The sequence below is a fragment of the Mycobacterium numidiamassiliense genome, from assembly GCF_900157365.1.
GTDB classification, from domain to species: domain Bacteria; phylum Actinomycetota; class Actinomycetes; order Mycobacteriales; family Mycobacteriaceae; genus Mycobacterium; species Mycobacterium numidiamassiliense.
Genome location: NZ_FUEZ01000004.1, coordinates 862,727 through 884,235, shown reverse-complemented (window position 1 = coordinate 884,235; position 21,509 = coordinate 862,727). Strand labels below are relative to the sequence as shown.

The 21,509-nt window shown below is 65.0% G+C and carries 24 protein-coding genes and 4 tRNA genes; 16 read left to right on the top strand and 12 right to left on the bottom strand.

Features of this window, described 5'->3' with window-relative positions:
* Nucleotides 1-108 precede the first annotated feature (108 nt).
* Nucleotides 109-1,251, top strand: coding sequence for a class I SAM-dependent methyltransferase (locus tag MNAB215_RS12740; protein ID WP_245830288.1), 1,143 nt, complete (start codon nucleotides 109-111; stop codon nucleotides 1,249-1,251).
* Between the two features lie 44 nt (nucleotides 1,252-1,295).
* Here the strand turns inward: MNAB215_RS12740 and MNAB215_RS12735 are convergent.
* The 3 genes from MNAB215_RS12735 to MNAB215_RS12725 all read right to left on the bottom strand — a co-directional run bounded on the left by MNAB215_RS12735 (nucleotide 1,296) and on the right by MNAB215_RS12725 (nucleotide 1,580).
* A tRNA-Phe gene (locus MNAB215_RS12735) sits at nucleotides 1,296-1,369 on the bottom strand.
* Nucleotides 1,370-1,395: 26 nt separating this feature from the next.
* Nucleotides 1,396-1,472, bottom strand: a tRNA-Asp gene (locus MNAB215_RS12730).
* Between the two features lie 35 nt (nucleotides 1,473-1,507).
* Nucleotides 1,508-1,580 (bottom strand) — tRNA-Glu (locus tag MNAB215_RS12725).
* Between the two features lie 134 nt (nucleotides 1,581-1,714).
* On the opposite strand from MNAB215_RS12725, the gene MNAB215_RS12720 reads away from it, so the two are divergent.
* Nucleotides 1,715-1,787: transfer RNA gene (locus MNAB215_RS12720), tRNA-Lys, on the top strand.
* Between the two features lie 45 nt (nucleotides 1,788-1,832).
* Here MNAB215_RS12720 and MNAB215_RS29430 read toward each other — a convergent pair.
* A complete protein-coding gene (locus MNAB215_RS29430) occupies nucleotides 1,833-2,015 on the bottom strand; it encodes a hypothetical protein (protein WP_131829109.1) in 183 nt (60 codons plus the stop codon).
* A gap of 179 nt (nucleotides 2,016-2,194) precedes the next feature.
* On the opposite strand from MNAB215_RS29430, the gene MNAB215_RS12715 reads away from it, so the two are divergent.
* Complete coding sequence (locus tag MNAB215_RS12715) at nucleotides 2,195-3,004, top strand: TIGR04255 family protein (protein WP_077079179.1); 810 nt, start codon at nucleotides 2,195-2,197, stop codon at nucleotides 3,002-3,004.
* A 9-nt stretch (nucleotides 3,005-3,013) separates the two neighbouring features.
* On the opposite strand, the gene MNAB215_RS12710 is transcribed toward MNAB215_RS12715, so the two are convergent.
* A complete protein-coding gene (locus MNAB215_RS12710) occupies nucleotides 3,014-3,913 on the bottom strand; it encodes a class I SAM-dependent methyltransferase (RefSeq protein ID WP_077079178.1) in 900 nt (299 codons plus the stop codon).
* Between the two features lie 110 nt (nucleotides 3,914-4,023).
* On the opposite strand from MNAB215_RS12710, the gene MNAB215_RS12705 reads away from it, so the two are divergent.
* Nucleotides 4,024-4,431 carry an ArsR/SmtB family transcription factor gene (locus MNAB215_RS12705; RefSeq protein WP_077079177.1) on the top strand — a complete coding sequence of 136 codons (408 nt, stop codon included), beginning with the start codon at nucleotides 4,024-4,026 and terminating at the stop codon, nucleotides 4,429-4,431.
* 28 nt (nucleotides 4,432-4,459) lie between these two features.
* On the opposite strand, the gene MNAB215_RS12700 is transcribed toward MNAB215_RS12705, so the two are convergent.
* Nucleotides 4,460-5,521, bottom strand: a complete 1,062-nt coding sequence (locus MNAB215_RS12700) for an oxygenase MpaB family protein (protein WP_077079176.1) — start codon at nucleotides 5,519-5,521, stop codon at nucleotides 4,460-4,462.
* A 67-nt stretch (nucleotides 5,522-5,588) separates the two neighbouring features.
* Between MNAB215_RS12700 and MNAB215_RS12695 the strand changes: the two genes are divergently transcribed.
* The 5 genes from MNAB215_RS12695 to phoU all read left to right on the top strand — a co-directional run bounded on the left by MNAB215_RS12695 (nucleotide 5,589) and on the right by phoU (nucleotide 11,549).
* Nucleotides 5,589-6,227: a TetR/AcrR family transcriptional regulator gene (locus MNAB215_RS12695; RefSeq protein ID WP_077079175.1), complete on the top strand. Its 639-nt coding sequence runs from the start codon at nucleotides 5,589-5,591 to the stop codon at nucleotides 6,225-6,227.
* Nucleotides 6,228-6,288: 61 nt separating this feature from the next.
* Complete coding sequence (locus MNAB215_RS12690) at nucleotides 6,289-7,311, top strand: acyl-ACP desaturase (protein WP_077079174.1); 1,023 nt, start codon at nucleotides 6,289-6,291, stop codon at nucleotides 7,309-7,311.
* 7 nt (nucleotides 7,312-7,318) lie between these two features.
* On the top strand, nucleotides 7,319-8,452 hold the full coding sequence (gene dusB / locus MNAB215_RS12685; RefSeq protein ID WP_077079173.1) for a tRNA dihydrouridine synthase DusB: 1,134 nt from the start codon (nucleotides 7,319-7,321) through the stop codon (nucleotides 8,450-8,452).
* Between the two features lie 259 nt (nucleotides 8,453-8,711).
* A complete protein-coding gene (locus MNAB215_RS12680; RefSeq protein WP_077079172.1) occupies nucleotides 8,712-10,823 on the top strand; it encodes an LCP family protein in 2,112 nt (703 codons plus the stop codon).
* Nucleotides 10,824-10,880: 57 nt separating this feature from the next.
* Nucleotides 10,881-11,549 carry a phosphate signaling complex protein PhoU gene (phoU, locus tag MNAB215_RS12675; RefSeq protein WP_077079171.1) on the top strand — a complete coding sequence of 223 codons (669 nt, stop codon included), beginning with the start codon at nucleotides 10,881-10,883 and terminating at the stop codon, nucleotides 11,547-11,549.
* A 4-nt stretch (nucleotides 11,550-11,553) separates the two neighbouring features.
* Here phoU and pstB read toward each other — a convergent pair whose 3' ends face one another.
* The 6 genes from pstB to MNAB215_RS12645 all read right to left on the bottom strand — a co-directional run bounded on the left by pstB (nucleotide 11,554) and on the right by MNAB215_RS12645 (nucleotide 17,342).
* Nucleotides 11,554-12,330: a phosphate ABC transporter ATP-binding protein PstB gene (pstB, locus tag MNAB215_RS12670; RefSeq protein WP_077079170.1), complete on the bottom strand. Its 777-nt coding sequence runs from the start codon at nucleotides 12,328-12,330 to the stop codon at nucleotides 11,554-11,556.
* Between the two features lie 9 nt (nucleotides 12,331-12,339).
* Entirely contained in the window at nucleotides 12,340-13,254 is a 915-nt protein-coding gene (pstA, locus tag MNAB215_RS12665) for a phosphate ABC transporter permease PstA (RefSeq protein ID WP_077079169.1), read from the bottom strand.
* Nucleotides 13,251-14,282, bottom strand: a complete 1,032-nt coding sequence (gene pstC, locus MNAB215_RS12660; protein ID WP_425436443.1) for a phosphate ABC transporter permease subunit PstC — start codon at nucleotides 14,280-14,282, stop codon at nucleotides 13,251-13,253. Before pstC ends, pstA begins: the two co-directional genes overlap by 4 nt.
* Nucleotides 14,283-14,330: 48 nt before the next feature.
* On the bottom strand, nucleotides 14,331-15,455 hold the full coding sequence (gene pstS, locus MNAB215_RS12655) for a phosphate ABC transporter substrate-binding protein PstS (protein ID WP_083746111.1): 1,125 nt from the start codon (nucleotides 15,453-15,455) through the stop codon (nucleotides 14,331-14,333).
* Between the two features lie 187 nt (nucleotides 15,456-15,642).
* On the bottom strand, nucleotides 15,643-16,575 hold the full coding sequence (gene mshD / locus MNAB215_RS12650) for a mycothiol synthase (protein ID WP_077079167.1): 933 nt from the start codon (nucleotides 16,573-16,575) through the stop codon (nucleotides 15,643-15,645).
* Nucleotides 16,572-17,342: a winged helix-turn-helix transcriptional regulator gene (locus tag MNAB215_RS12645; RefSeq protein ID WP_108637618.1), complete on the bottom strand. Its 771-nt coding sequence runs from the start codon at nucleotides 17,340-17,342 to the stop codon at nucleotides 16,572-16,574. The genes mshD and MNAB215_RS12645 overlap by 4 nt, the downstream gene beginning before the upstream one ends.
* A gap of 207 nt (nucleotides 17,343-17,549) precedes the next feature.
* Between MNAB215_RS12645 and lmeA the strand changes: the two genes are divergently transcribed.
* The 7 genes from lmeA to MNAB215_RS12615 all read left to right on the top strand — a co-directional run bounded on the left by lmeA (nucleotide 17,550) and on the right by MNAB215_RS12615 (nucleotide 21,460).
* Nucleotides 17,550-18,362, top strand: a complete 813-nt coding sequence (gene lmeA, locus MNAB215_RS12640) for a mannan chain length control protein LmeA (protein ID WP_077079166.1) — start codon at nucleotides 17,550-17,552, stop codon at nucleotides 18,360-18,362.
* Nucleotides 18,359-18,781 carry a thioredoxin family protein gene (locus MNAB215_RS12635; protein ID WP_077079165.1) on the top strand — a complete coding sequence of 141 codons (423 nt, stop codon included), beginning with the start codon at nucleotides 18,359-18,361 and terminating at the stop codon, nucleotides 18,779-18,781. The genes lmeA and MNAB215_RS12635 overlap by 4 nt, the downstream gene beginning before the upstream one ends.
* 5 nt (nucleotides 18,782-18,786) lie before the next feature.
* Nucleotides 18,787-18,900 carry an Ms5788A family Cys-rich leader peptide gene (locus MNAB215_RS30755; RefSeq protein ID WP_425436442.1) on the top strand — a complete coding sequence of 38 codons (114 nt, stop codon included), beginning with the start codon at nucleotides 18,787-18,789 and terminating at the stop codon, nucleotides 18,898-18,900.
* Between the two features lie 101 nt (nucleotides 18,901-19,001).
* The gene (locus MNAB215_RS12630; RefSeq protein WP_077079164.1) at nucleotides 19,002-19,466 is read left to right on the top strand and encodes a DUF4395 domain-containing protein; all 465 of its coding nucleotides are present in this window, start codon (nucleotides 19,002-19,004) and stop codon (nucleotides 19,464-19,466) included.
* A gap of 33 nt (nucleotides 19,467-19,499) precedes the next feature.
* Nucleotides 19,500-20,333 carry a sulfurtransferase gene (locus MNAB215_RS12625; protein ID WP_077079163.1) on the top strand — a complete coding sequence of 278 codons (834 nt, stop codon included), beginning with the start codon at nucleotides 19,500-19,502 and terminating at the stop codon, nucleotides 20,331-20,333.
* Nucleotide 20,334: 1 nt separating this feature from the next.
* Nucleotides 20,335-20,637, top strand: coding sequence for a DUF1416 domain-containing protein (locus MNAB215_RS12620; protein WP_077079162.1), 303 nt, complete (start codon nucleotides 20,335-20,337; stop codon nucleotides 20,635-20,637).
* A gap of 157 nt (nucleotides 20,638-20,794) precedes the next feature.
* Nucleotides 20,795-21,460, top strand: a complete 666-nt coding sequence (locus MNAB215_RS12615) for a nitrobindin family protein (protein WP_077079161.1) — start codon at nucleotides 20,795-20,797, stop codon at nucleotides 21,458-21,460.
* Nucleotides 21,461-21,509: the final 49 nt, after the last annotated feature.

Here is a 21,509-nt window from a genome sequence, read left to right as displayed (position 1 = left end):
ACGGTTTCTAGCACTCTGCATTGGCCGTTCGCCGCGTTTGCTGGCACTTCGGCGGATTAAACCGACCAGCATTTATCAGCTCCGTTAGGATTGCGCGAACATACCAGAGTGGAGAATCGACACCAGGTTTTCGACTTCATCGATAGGCCGAGAGTGGATCGTACGAATCTCCATCACGTATGGAAAGCGATTCTCATCGGGGTCGCGCTCGTTGTGGCTACGGCGTGTTACTTCGTGCCGGTTCTCCTCGTCGCGATCGGCCTGGTCCTACTGGTGCTCCTCTGTGCGCGCGTGGTTTATCCGGGTCGCGACCGCTACATTCCGAACTTGTATGCCCGGGACATCAGGGTTTATGACGACGCATACCGTTCGTTCATCGGCCACACCCTTTCGGATCTCCGCGCATGCAGGATTCGGGGCCATACGCTGTTGTCGGAGGCATCGCTGCTGCCGGGACTGTGCCCCCAGGATTCCGACGAGCTACTGCTTGATCTTGGCGCCTGGATCGGCTGGTCGACACGGCTGATATCCGACGCTTCCGGCCGCCCGGTGTACGGCTTCGATACATTTTCTGGCCTTGTTGAAGACTGGCAAGTCGACGACCAGGCGGTCGTCCAGCGTGGCACCTTTTCATTATCAGAGCCGTTCGCCCAGCGCTTGATCCGGGATACCGGTGTGACCCTGCACGACGGCGTCCCCGACACGCTCGGTCGCAAGGTGCGGTTCGTCAAGGGAAGTACCTACGAGACGTTGGCCCCGTTCTTGGCGGCCCATCCAGCCGCCCCGATTCGGCTTTTCCACATGGATTTGGATACCTATGAGAGTTGCCTGCACGCGTTAGAGACCTGCAAGGACCGTTTCATCGAAGGATCCGTCCTTGTCTTCGACGAGTACCTCGTCACCAGTGGCGAGATGCTGGCCTTCTATGAGTTCCAGCGCAAGTACGAGCTTGAATGGCGTTACCGGGCTTGGGGTCTCGAAATCATGGAGATGAATGTCGAGATGGTTACCGCGCGTCGGAAGCGCGGCGTTTACTACTTGCTCTGGATCGTGGGATATGGGTTGATCGGGGACGGCAGCTACGTATGGAAATTTCTCCGCAGGCAGTTCTGGCGGTTTTGGTTGGGCGCGCAGATCAGCGACATACTTTTCCTGCTTGCCGTTGGTGGACAACGGAAGTCGGTTAGCATTGCGATCACCGGGCTGGGCACGCTACGCCCGAACGCTGAGCATGACCAAGCCGACGGGTGAGATCGCTAGCGTGCCGTCACCACGCTCGTGCAATGCAATCCAAGTGGCCAGGGCCGGGATCGAACCGGCGACCTTCCGCTTTTCAGGCGGACGCTCATACCGACTGAGCTACCTGGCCGGAAGGCAGCATGTGCCTCGCCGTATTGGCGACCCTGACGGGACTCGAACCCGCGACCTCCGCCGTGACAGGGCGGCGCGCTAACCAACTGCGCCACAGGGCCTTGCTGTACTACTGCTCCGCGCGTAACGCGTCGCGTACCCCCAACGGGATTCGAACCCGTGCTACCGCCGTGAAAGGGCGGCGTCCTAGGCCACTAGACGATGGGGGCCAGAACCGAATCACTCCGGGGTACTCGCAACGCAACTACCGTTGGGAGCCACGATAGCTTAGGTCACCGCACGCCCAATCCTCAAACGAGCGGTGTTCGGGGCGCGTTTGCCACCCAGTATCCTGAACCCTCGCGCCCCTATAGCTCAGTTGGTAGAGCTACGGACTTTTAATCCGCAGGTCCTAGGTTCGAGTCCTAGTGGGGGCACCGAAATGGCACATCACCTCGGGCGATGATCGACGGCCGGCAGCGCTAGGGAGCCGGTGGCGGAGGTTCGGGCGGCCGGTACGCCGGTTCGACCAATGGCGGCATGGACGGAACCATGATCTCGGTCGGCGGTGGGTCGCGCTCGTCGAGGTGCGGCGGATCCGGGGGTGCAGGGGTGCGCGGCGCCAGGACCAGAATCGCCACCACGGCGGGCAGGCCGTACCTCAATAATGTGATTCCGGTTCGGGCCTTGGGATTCTCGCCCGCGGTCAGTGCCCCTTTCAGATCCCGGCGTCCGGGCTTCTCGCACCAGGGTAGGGCGAACCGCCCCTTTGTGGCGTGCGTCCTGCGGTTTCACCGGGCCGCCGCGCGGCTCGGCCTGCGTTGAGCCGCCAAACGGCTTGGCTATGCTTCGCGAGGTGAGTGTCGATGCGGCCGGGCCGACCACGCCCATAGCCCTGGTGACGATGGAAATCCGTCACCCGGCAACGGATTCCCTCAACGAAGCGTCGAGCAGGGAGCTCAAAAACCTGCTCGCCGACCACCTTCCGATCGAGCGCCAGGGACAAGACGTCGCGTGGGGAATGGGGCCCGGCGGAAGCCCGGCGCCCGCCACGGAACGCTTCGTCCGGTACGTCAACCGCGACAACACGCTGGCCGCCTCGATCAAATCCCAAGCGGTCGTCGTCGAGACGACCGCTTACTCGACTTTCGAGGCACTGCTGGATGTCGTGATGCGCGTCGTGGATGCCCGCTCCCAGCTCTCGTCGATCGTCGGGGTGGAGCGCATCGGTCTGCGCTACGTCGTCGAGGTTCGAGTTCCCACCGGCGCGGATGGCCGTATCGATTGGTCCAACCAGATCGCCGAGCCGCTGCTCGGACCGCACCGCAACGCGCCTGGCGGCTTGACTCTGACCGAGTGGCAGGGCGCCGCGGTCTATCGCGAGCCGCAGCCAGGCAAGTCGATGATCGTGCGGTACGGGCCGGGCTTGGGACAGTCGGTGGATCCCAACTACCACCTGCGGCGCACGCTGCCAGCCGAGCCCGGGCCGTTTTTCCTATTAGATATCGACAGCTTCTGGACGCCGACCGCGTCGATCCCCGAATACAACTTCGACGCGGTGCGGGCGACGTTTCAGAACTTGTACGCGCCCGCTCGCGCGGTGTTCGACGAGATGCTCATCGGCCAGCCCAGGGACGACCTGCTTCGCTCGTAGCGGCGCACGTTATCCCTCGAGCACCGCACTGCTGTAGGTGATGTCGGCGAAGGCCTGCGCGACGTCGTCGTCGTGATAGGCGAACCCGTTGGCCGCGTACAGCTCTCTGACCGTGTGCCGCGAGGTCTCCCAGCCCCGCTGCTGCAGACAGTCGAAGACGTGACTGCGCTGGCCGTGATAGACGAGGTCGTTGAAATCGACCTCGAATCCCAGTTCGCTCATGCGGTCGTGGTGAGCGCGCCACCGCTCGTCGGCGAAGACGGCAGTGTTCGGCACGATGTCGAACGCCAGCCGGCTGCCGGGCGCACTGAGAGCGGTGATGTTGTCGAACAACGCGTCCTGCGCCTCGTCCGGCAGATAGATGAGCAGACCTTCGGCGCTCCATGCCGCCGGGGCTTGCGGGTCGAAACCCGACGCCTGTAGAGCCGCGACCCAATCGTCGCGCAGATCCACGCCGACGGTGCGCCGCTCTGCGGTCGGCTCGGCACCGAGATCGCGGAGCGTCGACGTCTTGAACTCGATCACCTCCGGCATGTCGACCTCATACACGACGGTGCCGGCCGGCCACGGCAACCGGTAGGCCCGGGCATCAAGACCCGCCGCGAGGATCACGGCCTGGCCGACGCCGCTGCCCGCCGCGTCGAGGAAGAACTGGTCGTAGAAGCGGGTCCGGCAGGCCATGCCCTGGGCCATGCGCTGCGGATCGAACCCGGCGTCTCCCCCGACGGGGATCTGACCGTTGACCAGCCGGACGTAGACATCGATTCCAACGGCGCGCACCAAGGGCGCAGCGTAGGGGTCGTCGATGAGTTTCTGGTCGGTCGATATCGCCCGCTGAGCGGCCACCATCGTCGCCGTCGCCCCGACGCTCGTTGCCAGATCCCAACGATCACTCTCGGTGCGCGCCATGCTGCTCCTTCATGCGGAACGCCAACAAAATATAGATAATCTAGTTAATAGCACAGCGCCGGCTTTCCGGCCGTGGGGCTTACTCCCCGGCCTCCGGCTACTATCTGCGTATGCATGCAGGTAGTAGCGAAGAGCGGCTGCCCGACGACCAGGCCAGTCTGGTCGTCGAGGTGTTCCGGATGCTGGCCGACACCACCCGCGTGCAGGCGCTCTGGTCGTTGACGCATCGCGAGATGTCGGTCAACGAACTCGCCGAGCACGTCGGCAAGCCCGCGCCGTCCGTCTCCCAGCATCTGGCGAAGCTTCGGATGGCGCGGCTGGTGCGCACCCGCCGGGAGGGAACCACCATCTTCTACAGCCTGGAGAACGACCACGTACGCCAGCTCGTCATGGACGCCGTATACAACGCCGAGCACGCCGGTCCGGGGGTTCCCAGTCATCATCGCGGCGAGGCTGGGTTGACGGCCGTCGCCGGATCAGCGCCGGCCGAGCGCCCGAAACGGCCGAGTCGCGGCTGAATCACTAACCGGCACAGGCTCTTTGGAGCTAGGACACCTCGGGGCAGTAGTGCTTTGGGTCGCCCCGCTCGTCCAGGGGCGGCAGATTGCGCGCCGGTGTCTGCGGCAGCGGAGCGTCGGCTGGGACGCGCCCGGATGCGCGGTCGAGACCGGCGCGGGCCCGCGGGTGTTTGCGGTATCGCCTTGGCACACAAGAGAAAACGAGATGAACGAGGTTGCCGAAGCGCCGGTGCAGCCATTCGTCGCTGCGGGACCATCGATAGCCCAACCGCTCGCGAACGGCCGGGTGATACAAGCCGACCGTCAACCAGAGGAAGAACGGCGCGGACAACTTGCACAGGCCGACCCACAGCCAGTCCGGAAGCCACGGTGCGATCGGCGGTTTGTCGTATTTCGTCAGATCGAGCACCGCTCGCGTCGCGAAGTTGTCCTCTAACACGTTGCGGCACATGTGATCCCAGTAGACCTGGAACTCCTCCCAGGACTTCGGCACCGGCCGCATGCTCATGCCGTACATCCGGTACCACTGGATGTGTTCGTCGAACAGCTGGCGCTTCTCGGCTTCGGTGAGGCCGCCGCCCAACCGTTCGGCTACATGGATCGTGCCGACAAAGAAGGTGCTGTGCGCCCAGTAGAAGACGTCGGGGTTCAGCGCGTGGTAGCGGCGCCCCTGGTCGTCCACACCCTTGATGTCGACGTGGTAGTCACGCACCTGCGCGCCCGTCATCGGGGCGCGGTCACCATCGAAGACGACGCCGCCGATGGGGTACAGCGACCGCATTACCCGCGGCAACGGCTCCCGAAGGAACGTCGAGTGCTGCTCGACAGCCGCGCCCAGCTGGGGGTGCATGTTCTGCATGGATCCCGCGAACGGTCCCTGCAGCATCCCGCGCCAGTCGCCGAAGTATTTCCACGTCAGCGAATCCGGGCCCAGTGGCGTGGGCGGCGCCTCGTAGCCCAGAGGTGACACCGGGCAGCCGGCGGCGACTCCGTCGGGTCCGGGCGCCGTTGCCGCCTGGCCGGTGGCGGTTGCGTCGCTGCTACCTCCGCTGCTGGTCACTGGGCAGGCTGCGGACGTATGTTGGGTCACAATCGGGTTCCCTGGTCGATATCTCTAATTTGACTACATGCGTTGTCAGTTTGAGCTTAGGAGCGATGTGCCGTCGGGTCAACGACGGGGCCGTTGGTCCGGCGTCCCCCTGGAAAGTCGCTATGCCCTGCGCCGCGACAACCTCGTCGCCGCCGGTGTGCAGCTGCTGGGCAGCGAGCACGGTCCGGCGCTGACCGTTCGCGCCGTCTGCCGTAAGGCCGCGCTGACCGAACGCTACTTCTACGAGAGCTTTTCCGACCGCGACGAATTCGTGCGCGCGGTGTACGACGACGTCTGCACGCGGGCAATGGAGACCCTCACCTCGGCGGACACTCCCAGGGAAGCCGTCGAGCAGTTCGTCGAGCTGATGGTCGACGACCCGGTGCGCGGACGTGTGCTGCTGTTGGCGCCGACGGTCGAGCCGATACTGACCCAATCGGGCGCGTCATGGATGCCCAGCTTCATCGACCTGCTGCAGCGCAAGCTGTCCCGGATCGGCGATCCGGTGCTGCAGAAAATGATCGCCACCAGCCTGGTCGGCGCCCTGTCGGGCCTGTTTACGGCGTACCTGAACCGGCAGCTGGGGGCGACGCGCAAGCAGTTCATCGACTACTGCGTCAACATGCTCTTCACCACGGCGGCGCCGTATGTCCGCGCCCCTGAGGTGCAACCCGATAGTGACCCGGCATTCGGCGAAGCAACTTGATGCTGCTGAAGTGCACAGATATATTGACTGCTACCACTAGACACAGATAACTGGGGGCGCCATGTCAGCCGAGCTGACAAACTTACAGCTCTTGCACGAACTCGAGCCGGTCCTCGAGTCGTGCATAAACCGGCATCTGAGCGTGCACAAGAACTGGAACCCACACGACTACATCCCGTGGTCGGATGGGAAGAACTTCTATGCGCTGGGCGGCCAGGAATGGGAGCCCGGGCAGAGCCAGCTTTCCGATATCGCGCAGGTCGCGATGGTGCAGAACCTGATGACCGAGGACAACCTGCCGTCCTATCACCGCGAGATCGCCATGAACTTCGGCATGGACGGGCCCTGGGGTTACTGGGTCAACCGGTGGACCGCCGAAGAGAACCGCCACGGCATCGCGCTGCGCGACTACTTGGTGGTGACCCGCGCGGTCGATCCGGTCGAACTGGAGAAGCTGCGCATGGAGGTGGTGAACCGCGGCTTCAGTCCGGGCCAAAACCACCAGGTTCGAGCCGATCTGTTCGCCGAGAGCCTGTTCGATTCCGTCGTCTACGTCACATTCCAGGAGCTGGCGACGCGGATCTCGCACCGTAACACCGGCAAAGCCTGCAACGAGACGATCGCCGATCAGTTGCTGGCCAAGATCTCGGCCGACGAGAACCTGCACATGATCCTCTACCGCGATGTCACCGCGGCCGGCTTTGACGCTTCGCCGAATCAGGCGATGAGGTCGCTGCACAAGGTGCTGCGCAACTTCCAGATGCCCGGCTACCAGGTGCCCGAATTCCGCCGCAAAGCGGTTGCCATCGCCGTCGGCGGCGTCTACGACCCCCGGATCCACCTGGACGAGGTCGTCATGCCGGTGCTGAAGAAATGGCGCATCTTCGAGCGTGAGGACTTCAGCGGTGAAGCCGCCGCGCTTCGTGACGACCTGGGACTGCTGATCCAGGAGCTCGAGACTGCCTGCGACAAGTTCGAGATCTCCAAGCAGCGCCAACTCGACCGGGAAGCCCGGACGGGAAAGACGACCACCGCGTTCGAGCTCCACAAGACTGCGGGCAAGCTCACCATGAGCGGGCGGTAGCCGGGCGGTGCGCATTGGACCCATCGAGCTCGCCAGCCCGGTGGTGCTGGCCCCGATGGCCGGTGTGACCAACGTCGCGTTCCGGACACTGTGTCGTGAACTGGAGCTGGCCAAGGTCGGCACGGTCAGCGGCCTCTACGTGTGCGAGATGGTCACGGCGCGGGCGCTCGTCGAGCGCCACCCGGCCACCCTGCACATGACGACGTTCTCCCCGGACGAATCACCACGCTCGCTGCAGCTCTACACCGTCGACCCGGCCACCACATATGCGGCTGCCCGGATGATCGCCGACGACGGCCTGGCCGACCACATCGACATGAATTTCGGCTGCCCGGTGCCCAAGGTCACCAAGCGGGGCGGCGGGGCGGCGCTGCCGTTCAAGCGGCGGCTGTTCGGCCAGATAGTCGCCGCGGCCGTGCGCGGCACCGAGGGCACCGACATCCCGGTGACCGTCAAATTCCGCATCGGCATCGACGACGACCACCACACCCACCTGGACGCCGGCCGCATCGCCGAATCAGAAGGCGCCGCAGCGGTTGCCCTGCATGCCCGAACCGCGGCGCAACGGTACTCGGGCACCGCCGATTGGGAACAGATCGCGCAGCTCAAGCAGCAGGTGCAGACGATTCCGGTGCTCGGCAACGGCGACATCTACGACGCCAGTGACGCGCTGGCCATGATGGCATCGACCGGGTGCGACGGTGTGGTGATCGGGCGCGGCTGCCTGGGCCGGCCGTGGTTGTTCGCCGAGCTGTCGGCGGCGTTCACCGGTAATCCGGTGCCCATCCCACCCACGCTCGGCGAGGTCGCCGACATCATGCGCCGCCACGGCCAACTGCTGGCCGCGCATTTCGGCGAAGACAAGGGCATGCGCGATATCCGCAAGCACATCGCGTGGTACCTGCACGGCTTCCCCGCGGGGTCCGACTTGCGCCGGGCACTGGCGCTGGTCAAAACACTCGACGAACTCGACGACCTGCTGCACCAGCTGGACGGCAGAGTCCCATTTCCGGACGCGGCGACCGGCCCCCGGGGTCGGCAAGGGTCGCCTGCCCGCGTCGCCCTGCCCGACGGCTGGTTGGCCGACCCCGAGGACTGCACGGTTCCCGCCGGCGCGGATGTCATGCACTCCGGCGGCTGACTCGACCAGTGCGAGGTCATGTACCGGCTGCTGACTCGATCCGTGCGAGATCGCGTCCGGACTGATAAATCAGTACGATGTGGACCTTGCTGGATTGCGCTTTGGCGGCGGTTCGGTTTATCCCGCTGCACGAGGGCTATCAATGCGGCGCCGCCCACGGGTTGCGCAGGTCAACACGCTAGATTGCGGCAGCGCTGCCGCGACGCGGCGCACGGACAACCCTTGGCGTCCGCAACAGATCTTCGGAGGCGATTAGGACATGAGTGACGGCGACCGTGGCGCCACTCTTGGTTCCGAGCGCGCATCCGGGACCGACCAGCTGATCGCATCAAGTCCGAGTCCCGCACCCTGGGAACGGTTTTCGGAGCCACAACTCGATGACAATCTGCACCGGTGGCAGGTCGAGCCGCCTATCGAGGCGCAGTCAGAGAACCCGGCCGTATCGGCCTCGTCCGATCGGGTCGGGTCGCATACCGGTAGCGGACTCAGCGTCGCTGAGCTGATCGCCAAGGTGGGCGCCACGCCCCAGGGTCCGCCCGCGCATCATCACCACGCCTCCGAGCCCGAGTTCGCCGAGGCCGTTTCGGACGCAACCACCGCCATGCAGGACACGCAGGTCATCGAGAACCCGGCGTACTTGCAGGACGTCTTCTCCGAGCTTCCCGACCTCGAGGTCGCCGACTATCCCAACGGCGACGAACCGGAGTCCAACGACGCCGTCGAAGAACTGGCCACCTCGCTCCCGGTGAAGTCGAGGCGTATCCGTAAGGCGAAAACTCCCAAGGATGCGGCGTCGAACCGCAAGTCCCGCAGACGACCGGTGCTGATTGCCGCACGCTCACTGTCGGCACTGTTTGCCGTGCTGGCGCTGGCCCTGACCGGCGGCGCATGGCAGTGGAGTTCGTCGAAAAACGCCCGGCTCAATGTCATCAGTGCGCTCGACCAAAACTCGAGCGACATCCGCGACCCCGCCGGACAGTACGGCGACGAAGACTTCCTGATCGTCGGGGTCGACTCGCGTGCCGGGGAGAACGCGAACATGGGCGCCGGGGACACTGACGACGCCGACGGCGCGCGGTCGGACACGGTGATGCTGGTGAATATTCCGGCGAACCGTAAGCGGGTGGTGGCGGTGTCGTTCCCCCGCGACCTGGCGATCACGCCGATGCAATGCGAGGCGTGGAACCCCGACACCGGCAAGTACGGGCCCCTCTACGACGCGAAGACGAAGTCCTGGGGCGGGAAGATGGTGTACACGGAAACCAAACTGAACTCCGCGTACTCCTTCGGCGGCCCGAAATGTCTGGTCAAGGAAATCCAGAAGCTGTCCGGCCTGAGCATCAACCACTTCATCGCCGTCGACTTCGCCGGATTCGCGAAGATGGTCGAGGCACTGGGCGGCGTCGAGGTATGCAGCAAGACACCGCTGCACGATTACGAGCTCGGGACGGTCCTGGAACATGCCGGACGCCAAATCGTGGACGGGCCAACGGCGTTGAACTACGTCCGTGCGCGCCAGGTCTCCACCGAAACCAACGGTGACTACGGCCGCATCAAACGCCAGCAATTGTTCCTGTCGTCGCTGCTGCGTTCGCTCATCTCCGAGGACACGCTGACCGACCTCGGCAAGCTCAACAACGTCGTCAACATGGTCATCGGCAACACCTCCGTCGACAACGTCAAGACCAAGGACTTGGTCCAACTGGGTCAGTCGCTGCAGGGCACCGCGGCCGGGCACTTCACCTTCGTGACCGTGCCCACAGGCGTGACCGACCAGAACGGCGATGAGCCACCGCGTACGGCCGACATGCGTTCGCTCTTCGACGCGATCATCAACGATGATCCGCTGCCGATGGAGAACGATCAAAACGCCCAGAACCTGACCGCGGCGAAATCCGGCACGCCCACCACCAAGAAGGCACCGGCGCCACCGAGCGCGGCGCCGGAGGCTCAGCGCCAACAGGTGACGACGGCGTCGCCGGAGGACGTAACCGTGCGGGTGTCCAACGCGACCAGCCAGTCCGGTCTTGCCACAACGGCGTCCAGCCAGCTCAAGCGCGACGGTTTCAACGTGATGGCGCCCGATGACTATCCGAGTCAGGTGAACTCGACCACGGTGTTCTTCTCGGCCGGCAACGAGCAGGCGGCAGCCACGGTTGCCTCGGCGTTCGCCAGTTCCAAGATCGAGCGGGTTACCGGTTACGGGCAGGTTGTTCAGGTCGTGCTCGGCCCGGACTTCAAGACGGTAACCTCTCCGCCACCCACCGGCTCGTCGGTCAGCGTCCAGATAGACCGCAACCCCGGCAACGCTCCGACCAAGCTGCCCGAGGACCTGACGGTGACGAACGCTGCCGACACCACCTGTGAGTGACCATAATTCACCTGGCGCGGGCGCCATTTTTCCTTACTGAGAAGTAGGCTTGGCAGCATGCGCACCGCCTACCACGAGCAGCTCTCGGACCTGTCTGAGCGCCTTGGCGCGATGTGCGGGTTAGCCGGCGTCGCCATGGAACGGGCCACCCAGGCGTTGCTGCAGGCCGACCTGGTGCTCGCCGAGCAGGTGATCTCCGGCCATGAAGAGATCGCAGCGTTGAGCGCCCAGGCCGAGGAAAGCGCGTTCGTGCTGCTGGCATTGCAGGCGCCTGTCGCCGGTGACCTGAGGTCGATCGTGAGCGCGATCCAGATGGTGGCCGACATCGACCGGATGGGCGCGTTGGCGCTGCACGTCGCCAAGATCGCCCGCCGGCGCCATCCCCAGCATGCGCTGCCCGAGGAAGTCAACGGGTATTTCGCTGAAATGGGCAGAGTCGCAGTCGAATTGGGCAACAGCGCACAAGAGGTGGTGTTGTCGCGCGACCCGGAAAAAGCGGCCCGGATCCGCGAAGAAGACGACGCCATGGACGACCTGCACCGGCACCTGTTTTCGGTGCTGATGGACCGCGAATGGAAGCACGGTGTGGCAGCAGCGGTCGATGTGACGTTGTTGGGCCGGTTCTACGAACGCTTCGCCGACCACGCCGTCGAGGTGGCCAGGCGCGTCATCTTCCAGGCCACCGGCAGGTTGCCCGAGGACGAAGCGGCATCCACGTCGCCGTAGTCGCCTAGCCGAAGCGGCCCGATATGTAGTCCTCGGTGGCCTTCTCGGTCGGGTTGGAAAAGATCTTCTCGGTATCGTCGATCTCGACAAGCCGGCCGGGCTTTCCCGCCGCCTCGAGGTTGAAGAACGCTGTGTAGTCGCTGACCCGCGCGGCCTGCTGCATGTTGTGCGTGACGATGACGATCGTGTAGTCCTGCTTGAGCTCGCTGATCAGTTCCTCGATCGCCATCGTCGAAATCGGGTCCAGCGCCGAACACGGCTCATCCATCAGCAACACATCGGGCTGCACCGCGATGGCCCGCGCGATGCACAACCGCTGCTGCTGCCCGCCGGACAACCCACCGCCGGGTTTGTTCAAGCGGTCCTTGACCTCGTCCCACAGGTTTGCCCCGCGCAGTGAGTATTCGGCGGTGTCGTCGAGCAACTTGCGATTACGCACGCCCTGCAGTTTCAGGCCGGCCACCACGTTATCGCGAATAGACATGGCGGGAAACGGGTTTGGCCGCTGGAACACCATCCCGATGGCGCGGCGCACGCCGACCGGGTCGATACCGGAGGCGTAGATGTTCTCGTCGTCGAGCAGCACGGTGCCGTCGACCCGGGCGCCGGGAATGACCTCGTGCATCCGATTCAGCGCGCGCAACACGGTTGTCTTGCCGCAGCCGGACGCGCCGATGAACGCGGTCACGCTGCGGGGCAAAATGGACAACGACACATCCGCGACCGCGTGAAACGGTCCGTAGTAGATGTTGACGTCTTTCATGTCCAACCGCTTGGCCACCTGATACTCCTACGAATTCTTCGGCGCAAAATATCTCGAGACCACCCTGGCCCCGATATTGATGAAGGCGATCATCAGGATCAACGTCAACGCGGCGCCCCACAACCGATCCGTGGGAACCGGATTGACGCCGGCGCCAGCCGATGCCTGGTCGTACATCATTCCCGGCAGCGTTCCCATAAAACCGCGGAAGATATCCCAATTGATGGTCTGCGAATAACCGACCAAGATCAGCAACGGTGCCGTCTCGCCCATCACCCTGGCCACCGCCAGCATGATCCCCGTGATAATGCCCGACAACCCTGTCGGAATCACAATCCTGGCAATGGTTTTCCACTTCGTGACACCCAGAGCATAACTGGCTTCCCGCAGGTCTATCGGAACGATCCGGAGCATCTCCTCGGTCGCCCGCACGATCACCGGCAGCATCAACAACACCAACGCGAGCGACGCCGCGAATTGCGAACGCGGAAAGCCGAGCGTGGCCACAAACAGCGCATAGATGAAGAGCGCGGCCACGATTGAGGGCACCCCGCTGAGGATGTCCACCATGAAGCCGGCCAGCCGGCCCAGCCTGCTTCCGCCGCCGTACTCGACCAGATAGATCGCGACCATGATGCCGATCGGCACCGAGATCGCGGCGCATGCGAGTCCCTGCAACAGGGTTCCGACGATCGCATGGTAGGCACCGCCACCGGATGCGAAGGCCGTCATCCCCGCTTGCGAATGCGTCCACCATGCCGAGGACGTGATCGCCTCGAACCCCTTGGCGACAACCGACCACAACACCCACAGTAGGGGCGCCAAGGCGATCACGATCGAAAGTGAAACAAGCAAGTTTGCAACACTATTCGCGGTTCGACGACGAGGGCTCAGCCCTGGCAATGTCCGCGCCTTAAGCGGCCGGTCGAAGATCGACGTCATCGGCCGCCTCTTGCGGTTTTGGCGACCGCTCCCCGGGCAACGACGTCGGCCACGAACACGAGCACAAAAAGCACTAGCCCCGCGGCGATGTACGCTCCGCCCCGGTACTGGTTGTTGAATTCTGCTGCGGTACCGGCAATCTTGGTCGCGAAAGTCGAACCGCCATCGAAAAGTGACCAGCCGAACCGTGTTTGGGTTCCGCGCAGGATGATCAGCAGTGCGACTGTCTCACCGAGCGCACGGCCCAGACCCAGCACCGCCCCGCTGACGTACCCAGATCGGCCAAAGGGCAGCACGGTGGTTCTGACCACCTCCCACCGGGTAGCGCCGAGCGCGAGGGCAGCCTCGATCTGGTCACGCGGAGTCTGCACGAAAACCTCGCGGGTGACCGCGGCGATGATCGGCAGGATCATCACCGCCAAAACGATTGCGCCAGTGAAGATTGTGCCACCGCCGGCCGCCGACACATTGCCGGTGGCGAACAGGAAACACCAGCCCATCGAGTGATTGAGCCAGGCCGCGACGGGCCGCAGGTGTGGTGCGAGTACGTGCAGACCCCAGACGCCGTAAATGATCGAGGGCACCGCGGCCAGCAGATCGACGGCGTACGCCAGCGGCGCGGCTAGCCGCCGTGGCGCGTACTGGGTGAGAAAGAGGGCGACCCCCAGGGCGATCGGCATCGCCAGAAGCAACGCGAACAGCGACACGAAAACGGTCACCCGCAAGAGGTCAAGGATTCCGAAGTGCATCGACGACGGGTCGGTCGTGATCCACTTGCCGCCGTATGTGAAGAAGTTCTCTCGATTGCGCCGCAACGCCGGTATCGCGCGCAGCAGCAGGAAGCCGCCGATCGCGACGACCACGACGACCATCAGCGCACCCGAGGACTCCGCCAACCGGCGAAATATCCGGTCTCCGATACGGGGTTTGGTGTTCCCCCACGGGCTGATGGGCACCACGGCCGATTCGGGAAACGGCGCAGCAACGACCGCGCCCGAACCTGCGTCGGCTGGATTTGGCGTCGTCACTGTGATCCCGTCACTGCTGGTTCTGCCGTCGCTCCTGGAACCCGAGGGTCATTGCATCGCGTTGATGGCGGTGATCAGTCGCTCTTTGACCTTATCGGGCAACGGGACGTAGCCGTCCGACGGAAGGCCGGCCTGTCCGTCGTCGGCGGCCGTGGTGAGGAACGACTTGATCGCCAGCGCGGTCTGCGAGTCGTAACCCTCCGAGCAGACGATCTCGTAGCTGGCCAGCACCAGCGGATAGGTCCCCGATTGGTGAGTGGCGTACATGGGGTTGAGGTCGAGCACCAGGTCGTTGCCACTCGCCACGAAAGCGATGGCGTTGACGGCATTGGCGGCGGTGTCATTGGTCAACGGCACCGGCCCGCTGCCGGTGTCGATCTGCGCGTAGGGCATACCGGCCTGGTCGGCGAAGCCTTTCTCGACATACCCGATGGCACCCCGGACGGTGTGGACCGCCTGGACGACACCGGACGACTTCGCCGCCCCTTCGCCGACGCCGCCCAGAAATTCGGTCCCGACGCCCTTAGACCAGCTCTCCGGCGCGGCGGTCGTGAGATATCTCTGCAGGTTGTCGGTGGTTCCCGACGAGTCAACCCGGTAGATCGGCATGATCTTGGTGTCCGGCAAAGTCACGCCCGGATTGAGTGCGGTCAATATCGGGTCGTTCCACGCGGAGATCCGGCCGGTGAAGATCTTGGCCAGCACGTCGCTGTTGACCGTCAACGTCGCGACACCCGGAAGGTTGTAGGCCAGTGCGACGGGTCCGAACACCAGTGGCAGGTCCCACGCCGGATGCCCGTTGCACCGCCTGGCGGCCGATGCGATCTGATCGGCGGTCATTGGCGAATCCGATCCGGCGAAGTCGACGTGGCCGGCGATGAATTGCTCGCGGCCGGCACCCGACCCGGTCGGGTTGTACGAGACGTTCTTCCCTGGGCAGAGCTGGCCCCACGCATGGTTGAAGACGTCCATCGCGTTCTGTTGAGCCGTCGATCCCTCCGACGTCAGTCGGCTTTTGCCGGTGCAGGCGACCGTGCCGGCGGGTCCCGAGAGGGCCAGCGCCGAGGCGCCGTGCCGATTGTCGTCGCTGCCGCAGGCCGTGAACGCTGCACCGAAGATCGTCGTCGCGAACACCGCCACCGCCAGCGTCTTGCCCACCCTGCCGAGCTCCACCGATCTCGCTTTCTGACGAACTCTCGACGCCTGCGGCCGCAGCTTGACCGTGGCCGAACGTGACCTGGAAATCAGGATGCCAAGTCATCGCGAAACTATGCGTTGAGGTGGCCTTACAAGAGTGCCTAGCCGGTGAACGTGCGGTGAATAATCTGCGCACGGGGCCGCGGCTGCCTGCGCTTTCGAGTCAGTCGGAGGCGGGTGTCGCCGCGAAGGCGGTGTCGACGCTGTAGGTGGTGAAGCCCAGGCGCTGATAGGTCCGCACCGCAGGGGCATTGTCGGACTCCACGTAGAGCATCACGGTGGGATCGACTGCCTGCGCGGTGTTGAGTCGCCGAGCCAGGTGTCCGACGCCGACGGCCGTCAGGGTCTGCCCCAAGCCGCGACCTTGCGCCGACGGGTCGACGCCCACGATGTAGACCTCGCCGAGGGCGGGTTCATCGAGATGCACTTTGGTCCAGTGGAAGCCCAGCAGCCGGCCGGGCTGGTCGCCCGCGGAGTCGTCGAACGCCAGGAACAGCCCCGCCGGGTCGAACCATGGTTCGTCGCGCCGCTCGGCCAGGTCGGCCAGAGTCCACCCACCCTGTTCAGGATGTCGGGCGAACGCGGCGTTGTTGACCCGCAGCAGCTCGGCGTCATCGTCGGCGCCGGCGTACGTCCGGATCCGCACCCCGGGCCCAGGACTCACGTCGTCGGTGACACCCCGCAGCGACCGTCGCATCTGCACGAGTTCGCGGACCGCGACGAGGCCCAGCGCGGCCGCGGTCGCCCGAGCCGGCTGCAGCGTGCCGTGCGCCCAGAACCGGTTGGCCCCCGCGGCCCTGGCGAGCGCCGCACGTGCCATCGCCGAGCCGATGCCGCCCCTGCGAGCCTGCGGGTGCACCACCAATTCCGCCATGCCCGCTTCCTGGTCGCGCGGGGGGCTGAGGTTGAGGTAGCCGACGACGGCGTCGGCGGCGGACGCGACGAGCAGATGATCGGTGCGGTCGTGGCCGAGTTCGCGCAGTACCTGTTCACCGACGGGTGCCACTCCATCGAATTCCGTTGCAGCCGTGACTAATTCGCGCACCGACCGCTGCTCTTCGACGGACAGGGTGCGGCGCCAGTCGGGCGAGCTCACTGAGTGTGCAGCGGGTCGACCAGAGGGTCTTGCAGACTCTCGGAGTCGGATTCGGCACCGTCGGTGTCGTCGGGTCCGGATATCGGCGCTCGGCCACGCGCCGGCCGGACAGCTTTGTACCCGACGTTGCGCACCGTGCCGATCAATGCCTCGTACTCGGGACCGAGCTTGGCCCGCAGCCGACGCACGTGCACATCGACGGTGCGCGTTCCGCCGAAGAAGTCATAGCCCCACACCTCGTGCAGCAGTTGCGCGCGGGTGAAGACCCGGCCGGCATGCTGGGCCAGGTATTTCAGCAGCTCGAATTCCTTATAAGTGAGGTCAAGCGGGCGGCCCTTCAGCCGTGCGGTGTAGGTGCCTTCGTCGATCACCAGCTCGCCGAGGCTGACCTTGCCCGCGCTCTCCTGGTCGGCCAGTCCGCCGCGGCGCCCGACGACGAGCCGTATTCTCGCGTCGATCTCAGCCGGCCCCGTGCTCGGCAACAGGATTTCGTCCAAGCCCCAGTCGGCGCTGATCGCGACCAGACCACCCTCGCTGACGATCGCCACTACCGGAACCGACCGCCCCGCCGTGCTCAGCAGACGACAAAGGCCGCGCGCGGCCGACAAGTCGGTGCGCGCGTCGACGAGAACTGCGTCCGCGGTTCCGGCCTCAAGCAGGGAGGCCGGCTCAGCCGGGGCCGTCCGCACGGTGTGCGGGAGCAGCGACAATGATGGCAGGACCGGGTCGGGGTGCAGCTCCGAGGTCAGCAGTAACAGCTCCAACAAGCCCCTCCAGCTCGTGGCGACGGTCCTCGCCCAAACTCGTCAAGAAATATGGCGTTAGTGGCCAGGTCATCTAACGATAACGTGCCACCTGGTCTCAGGCGGCGCGTTGGAGCGCATCGGGTCCGAGTGTGACGAAGCGCTCTCGGCGGTGTTCGGGGGTCGACAAGCCGCCTCCGACGGCGCGTCGGCGGAGGGACAGGCCACAATATGCGCATGCGCAAAGTGCTGATCGGCCTGATCACGGCGGTCGTCACCGTGGCCGTGATCGTCATCGGTGTCGTCGGCGTCGACTTCGGGGCCAGCATCTACGCCGAATATCGCCTGTCAGCGACCGTGCGCAAAGCGTCCAATCTGGGGTCAGACCCGTTCGTGGCCATCCTGGCCTTCCCCTTCATTCCGCAGGCGATGCGTGACCAGTACAAAGAAGTGGAGATCAAGGCCAACGCCGTCGATCACGCGGTGACCGGCAAGGCCACCCTCGAGGCCACCATGTATTCGGTCGACCTGACCTACGCGTCATGGCTGATCAGGCCAGACGCGAAGCTGCCGGTGGGCAAGCTGGAGAGTCGCATCATCATCGACTCGACCCACCTGGGCCGCTATCTGGGCATCACGGACCTGATGGTCGAGGCACCGCCGCAGGTAACCAACACCGCCACCGGAGGCATCACCGAATCCGGCATCTCCGGCAACCACGGGCTGGTGTTCAGCGGCACGCCGACGTTCGCCAACTTCGATCGCCGGGTGAGCGTGTCGGAGGATCTAGCGATCGACCCGGACGACCCGGCGACCATTGTCTTCACCCCCACCAACATCCTCACCGGCCCCGACACAGCCAACCAGGCCGTCCCGGACGACAAGCGGGACGCGGTGCTTCATGCCTTCAGCGCTCGGCTGCCCAACCAGCGGCTTCCGTTCGGGGTCGCGCCGCACACCGTGGGTGCCCGGGGTTCGGACGTGATCATCGAAGGCATCACCACGGGAGTAACCATCGCCCTCGAGGGGTTTAAGCAGTCATGACTACCGTGATCGTCGCGATTGCGGTGGCGTTTGCCCTGGCTGCCGTTGCCGGTTGGTTGCTGACCCGGCGCTCCGGAGGCGTCCGGGAGATCAGCGCGGACACCGCGGCGGGTGCCGACGCGGACACCGCCGACCTGGGTTTGTCGCCCACCGGACCGACCGTCGTGCATTTCAGCGCACCGTGGTGCGGACCATGCGACCGGGTACGCCGGGTGGTCGACCAGGTCTGCGACGACATGGGCGCGGTGGCGCACGTCGAGATCGATATCGATGCCAATCCCGCGGCGGCCCGACGGTTTTCGGTGCTGTCGCTGCCGACGACGCTGATCTTCGATGCCGACGGGCGGCAGCGTTACCGGGCATCGGGCGTCCCCAAGGCCATCGACCTGCGGTCCGCGCTGCAACCGCTGTTGGCTTGACCACCATGTCTTTGGGTAAGCTTGCGCCCGTGTCAGCCCGTTTCGAGCCCATGCTCACCAAGCGTCGCGCAGTAGATCTGTGCCGTACCGCGGGCTGTTGTTGTTGCTGTAGCTGCTGAGTCGCCGCGCCGTTTTCGCGTAGCACTCGGAGCTGCCCCGGAATCTCACCGCGGCATGCCCTCCCCCAGTCTTCCTTCAGCGCGCATACGAGGAGTAGTTCGTGTCAATCAATAACACCCCCGCTGACATCGATCGCGTCGACGTGCGCGGGCCACGGTTTGCTGCCTGGGTGACGACCGCGGTCCTGCTGATCGCGCTGCTCGTCTCGGCGGTCAGCCCGCTGGCAGCCGCGGCCATCTTGGCCGTGCAAGCCGTGATTTTCGCGATCGGCGCGGTCGGCGGCCCCCGCCGACACCCTTACGGCAAGCTGTTCGCCGCCCTGGTCGCGCCCCGGCTGGGACCGGTCAAGGAACGCGAACCCGTGCCGCCATTGAAGTTCGCCCAACTGGTCGGCCTCATCTTCGCGGTGGCCGCCGTGGCCGGATTTGCCCTTGGCGTGCCCTTGGCTGGCGTTATCGCCACGGCGTTCGCACTGGTAGCGGCCTTTTTGAATGCGGCTTTCGGGATCTGTCTGGGCTGCCAGCTGTACCCGCTAGTCAACCGCTTCCGCCACGTCCCGGCGTAACGCCGAACACCAAGCAATCGAAAGGACTCCCCCATGGCACGCTCCGACGTCCTGGTCTCTGTTGACTGGGCCGAGAGCAATCTCGACGCCGAAAACGTCGTCTTCGTCGAGGTAGACGAGGACACCAGCGCATACGACGACGGCCACATCGCCGGCGCCGTCAAGCTGGACTGGCGCACCGATCTGCAAGACCCGGTCAAGCGCGACTTCGTCGACGCCCAGCAGTTCTCGAAGCTGCTCAGCGAGCGCGGCATCGCCAACGACGACACCGTCATCCTCTATGGCGGCAACAACAACTGGTTCGCGGCCTACGCGTACTGGTACTTCAAGCTCTACGGGCACGAGAACGTCAAGCTGCTCGACGGCGGCCGCAAGAAATGGGAGCTCGACGGCCGCCCGCTGTCCAAGGACGCCGTCAGCAGGTCCTCGACCTCGTATTCGGCGGCAGCGCCCGACAACACGATCCGGGCCTTCCGGGACGAGGTCATCTCGGCCATCAACGTCAAGAACCTGGTCGACGTGCGCTCCCCCGACGAATTCTCGGGCAAGATCCTGGCGCCCGCGCACCTGCCGCAGGAGCAAAGCCAGCGTCCCGGACACATCCCGGGAGCGATAAACGTGCCGTGGAGCAAGGCCGCCAACGAGGACGGCACCTTCAAATCCGACGAGGAGTTGGCCAAGTTGTATGCCGACGCCGGTCTGGACGGCACCAAGGAAACGATTGCCTACTGTCGGATCGGGGAGCGTTCGTCGCACACCTGGTTTGTTCTGCGTGAATTGCTCGGGCACACGAACGTCAAGAACTACGACGGCAGTTGGACGGAATACGGCTCCCTGGTGGGCGCCCCGATCGAGTTGGGAAGCTGATATGTGCTCTGCACCGAAGCAAGGACTGACGTTGCCCGCCAGCGTCGACCTCGAAAAGGAAACGGTGATCACCGGCCGCGTCGTGGACGCCGACGGCCAGGCCGTCGGGGGCGCGTTCGTCCGCCTGCTGGACTCCTCGGGTGAGTTCACGGCCGAGGTCGTGGCATCGGCCACCGGCGAGTTCCGGTTTTTCGCCGCGCCCGGATCGTGGACATTGCGGGCCCTGTCCAAAGCGGGCAACGGCGACGCGGTAGTGACGCCGTCCGGCGCCGGCATCCACGAGGTGGACATCAAGATCGGCTGACGTGCGCGCCGGACCGGGATGTCCCGAGGAGCGCCGCGGAGAAGCCGAATAGACTTATCTGCGTGGTGCTCTTCTTCGAGATCATGCTGGTGGTGTCTGTCGTGGTCATCTCGTGGTTTGCGCTGTACACCCTGTACCGGCTCATCACCGACGAGTCGTGAGCGCCGAAGCCAGCTCTGACACACCTGACGGCCCGGAGAACTCGGGCCGCGCCGTCGCCGCTGCGGCTGAACGCGCCAAAGTGACCGCAGCACGCAATATCCCGTCCTTCGACGACCTGCCGCTTCCCGCCGATACCGCCAACCTGCGCGAAGGCGCCAACCTCAACGACGCACTGCTGGCGCTGCTGCCCCTGGTCGGCGTGTGGCGCGGCGAAGGCGAAGGCCGCGGAGCGGACGGCGATTACCGGTTCGGCCAACAAATCGTGGTCTCCCATGACGGCGGCGACTACCTGAACTGGGAAGCCCGCTCCTGGCGTCTCGACGACGCCGGCGGCTATCAAGAACCCGGCCTGCGTGAGACCGGCTATTGGCGGTTCGTCCGCGATCCCGACGATCCCACCGAGTCCCAGGCGATCGAGCTGTTACTGGCTCACTCGTCCGGTTACATCGAATTGTTCTACGGGCGTCCACGCAACCAATCGTCGTGGGAGTTGGCGACCGATGCGTTGGCGCGCAGTCGTTCCGGCGTGCTGGTCGGGGGCGCCAAACGGCTCTACGGCATCGTCGAAGGCGGCGACCTGGCCTACGTCGAAGAGCGCGTGGATGCCGACGGCGGCTTGGTGCCGCATCTGTCGGCGCGGCTGGCGCGATTCGTCGGCTAGTCACGCCCGGGCATCGCCGTTCTCACTGGCTCACAACACGCGACAAACC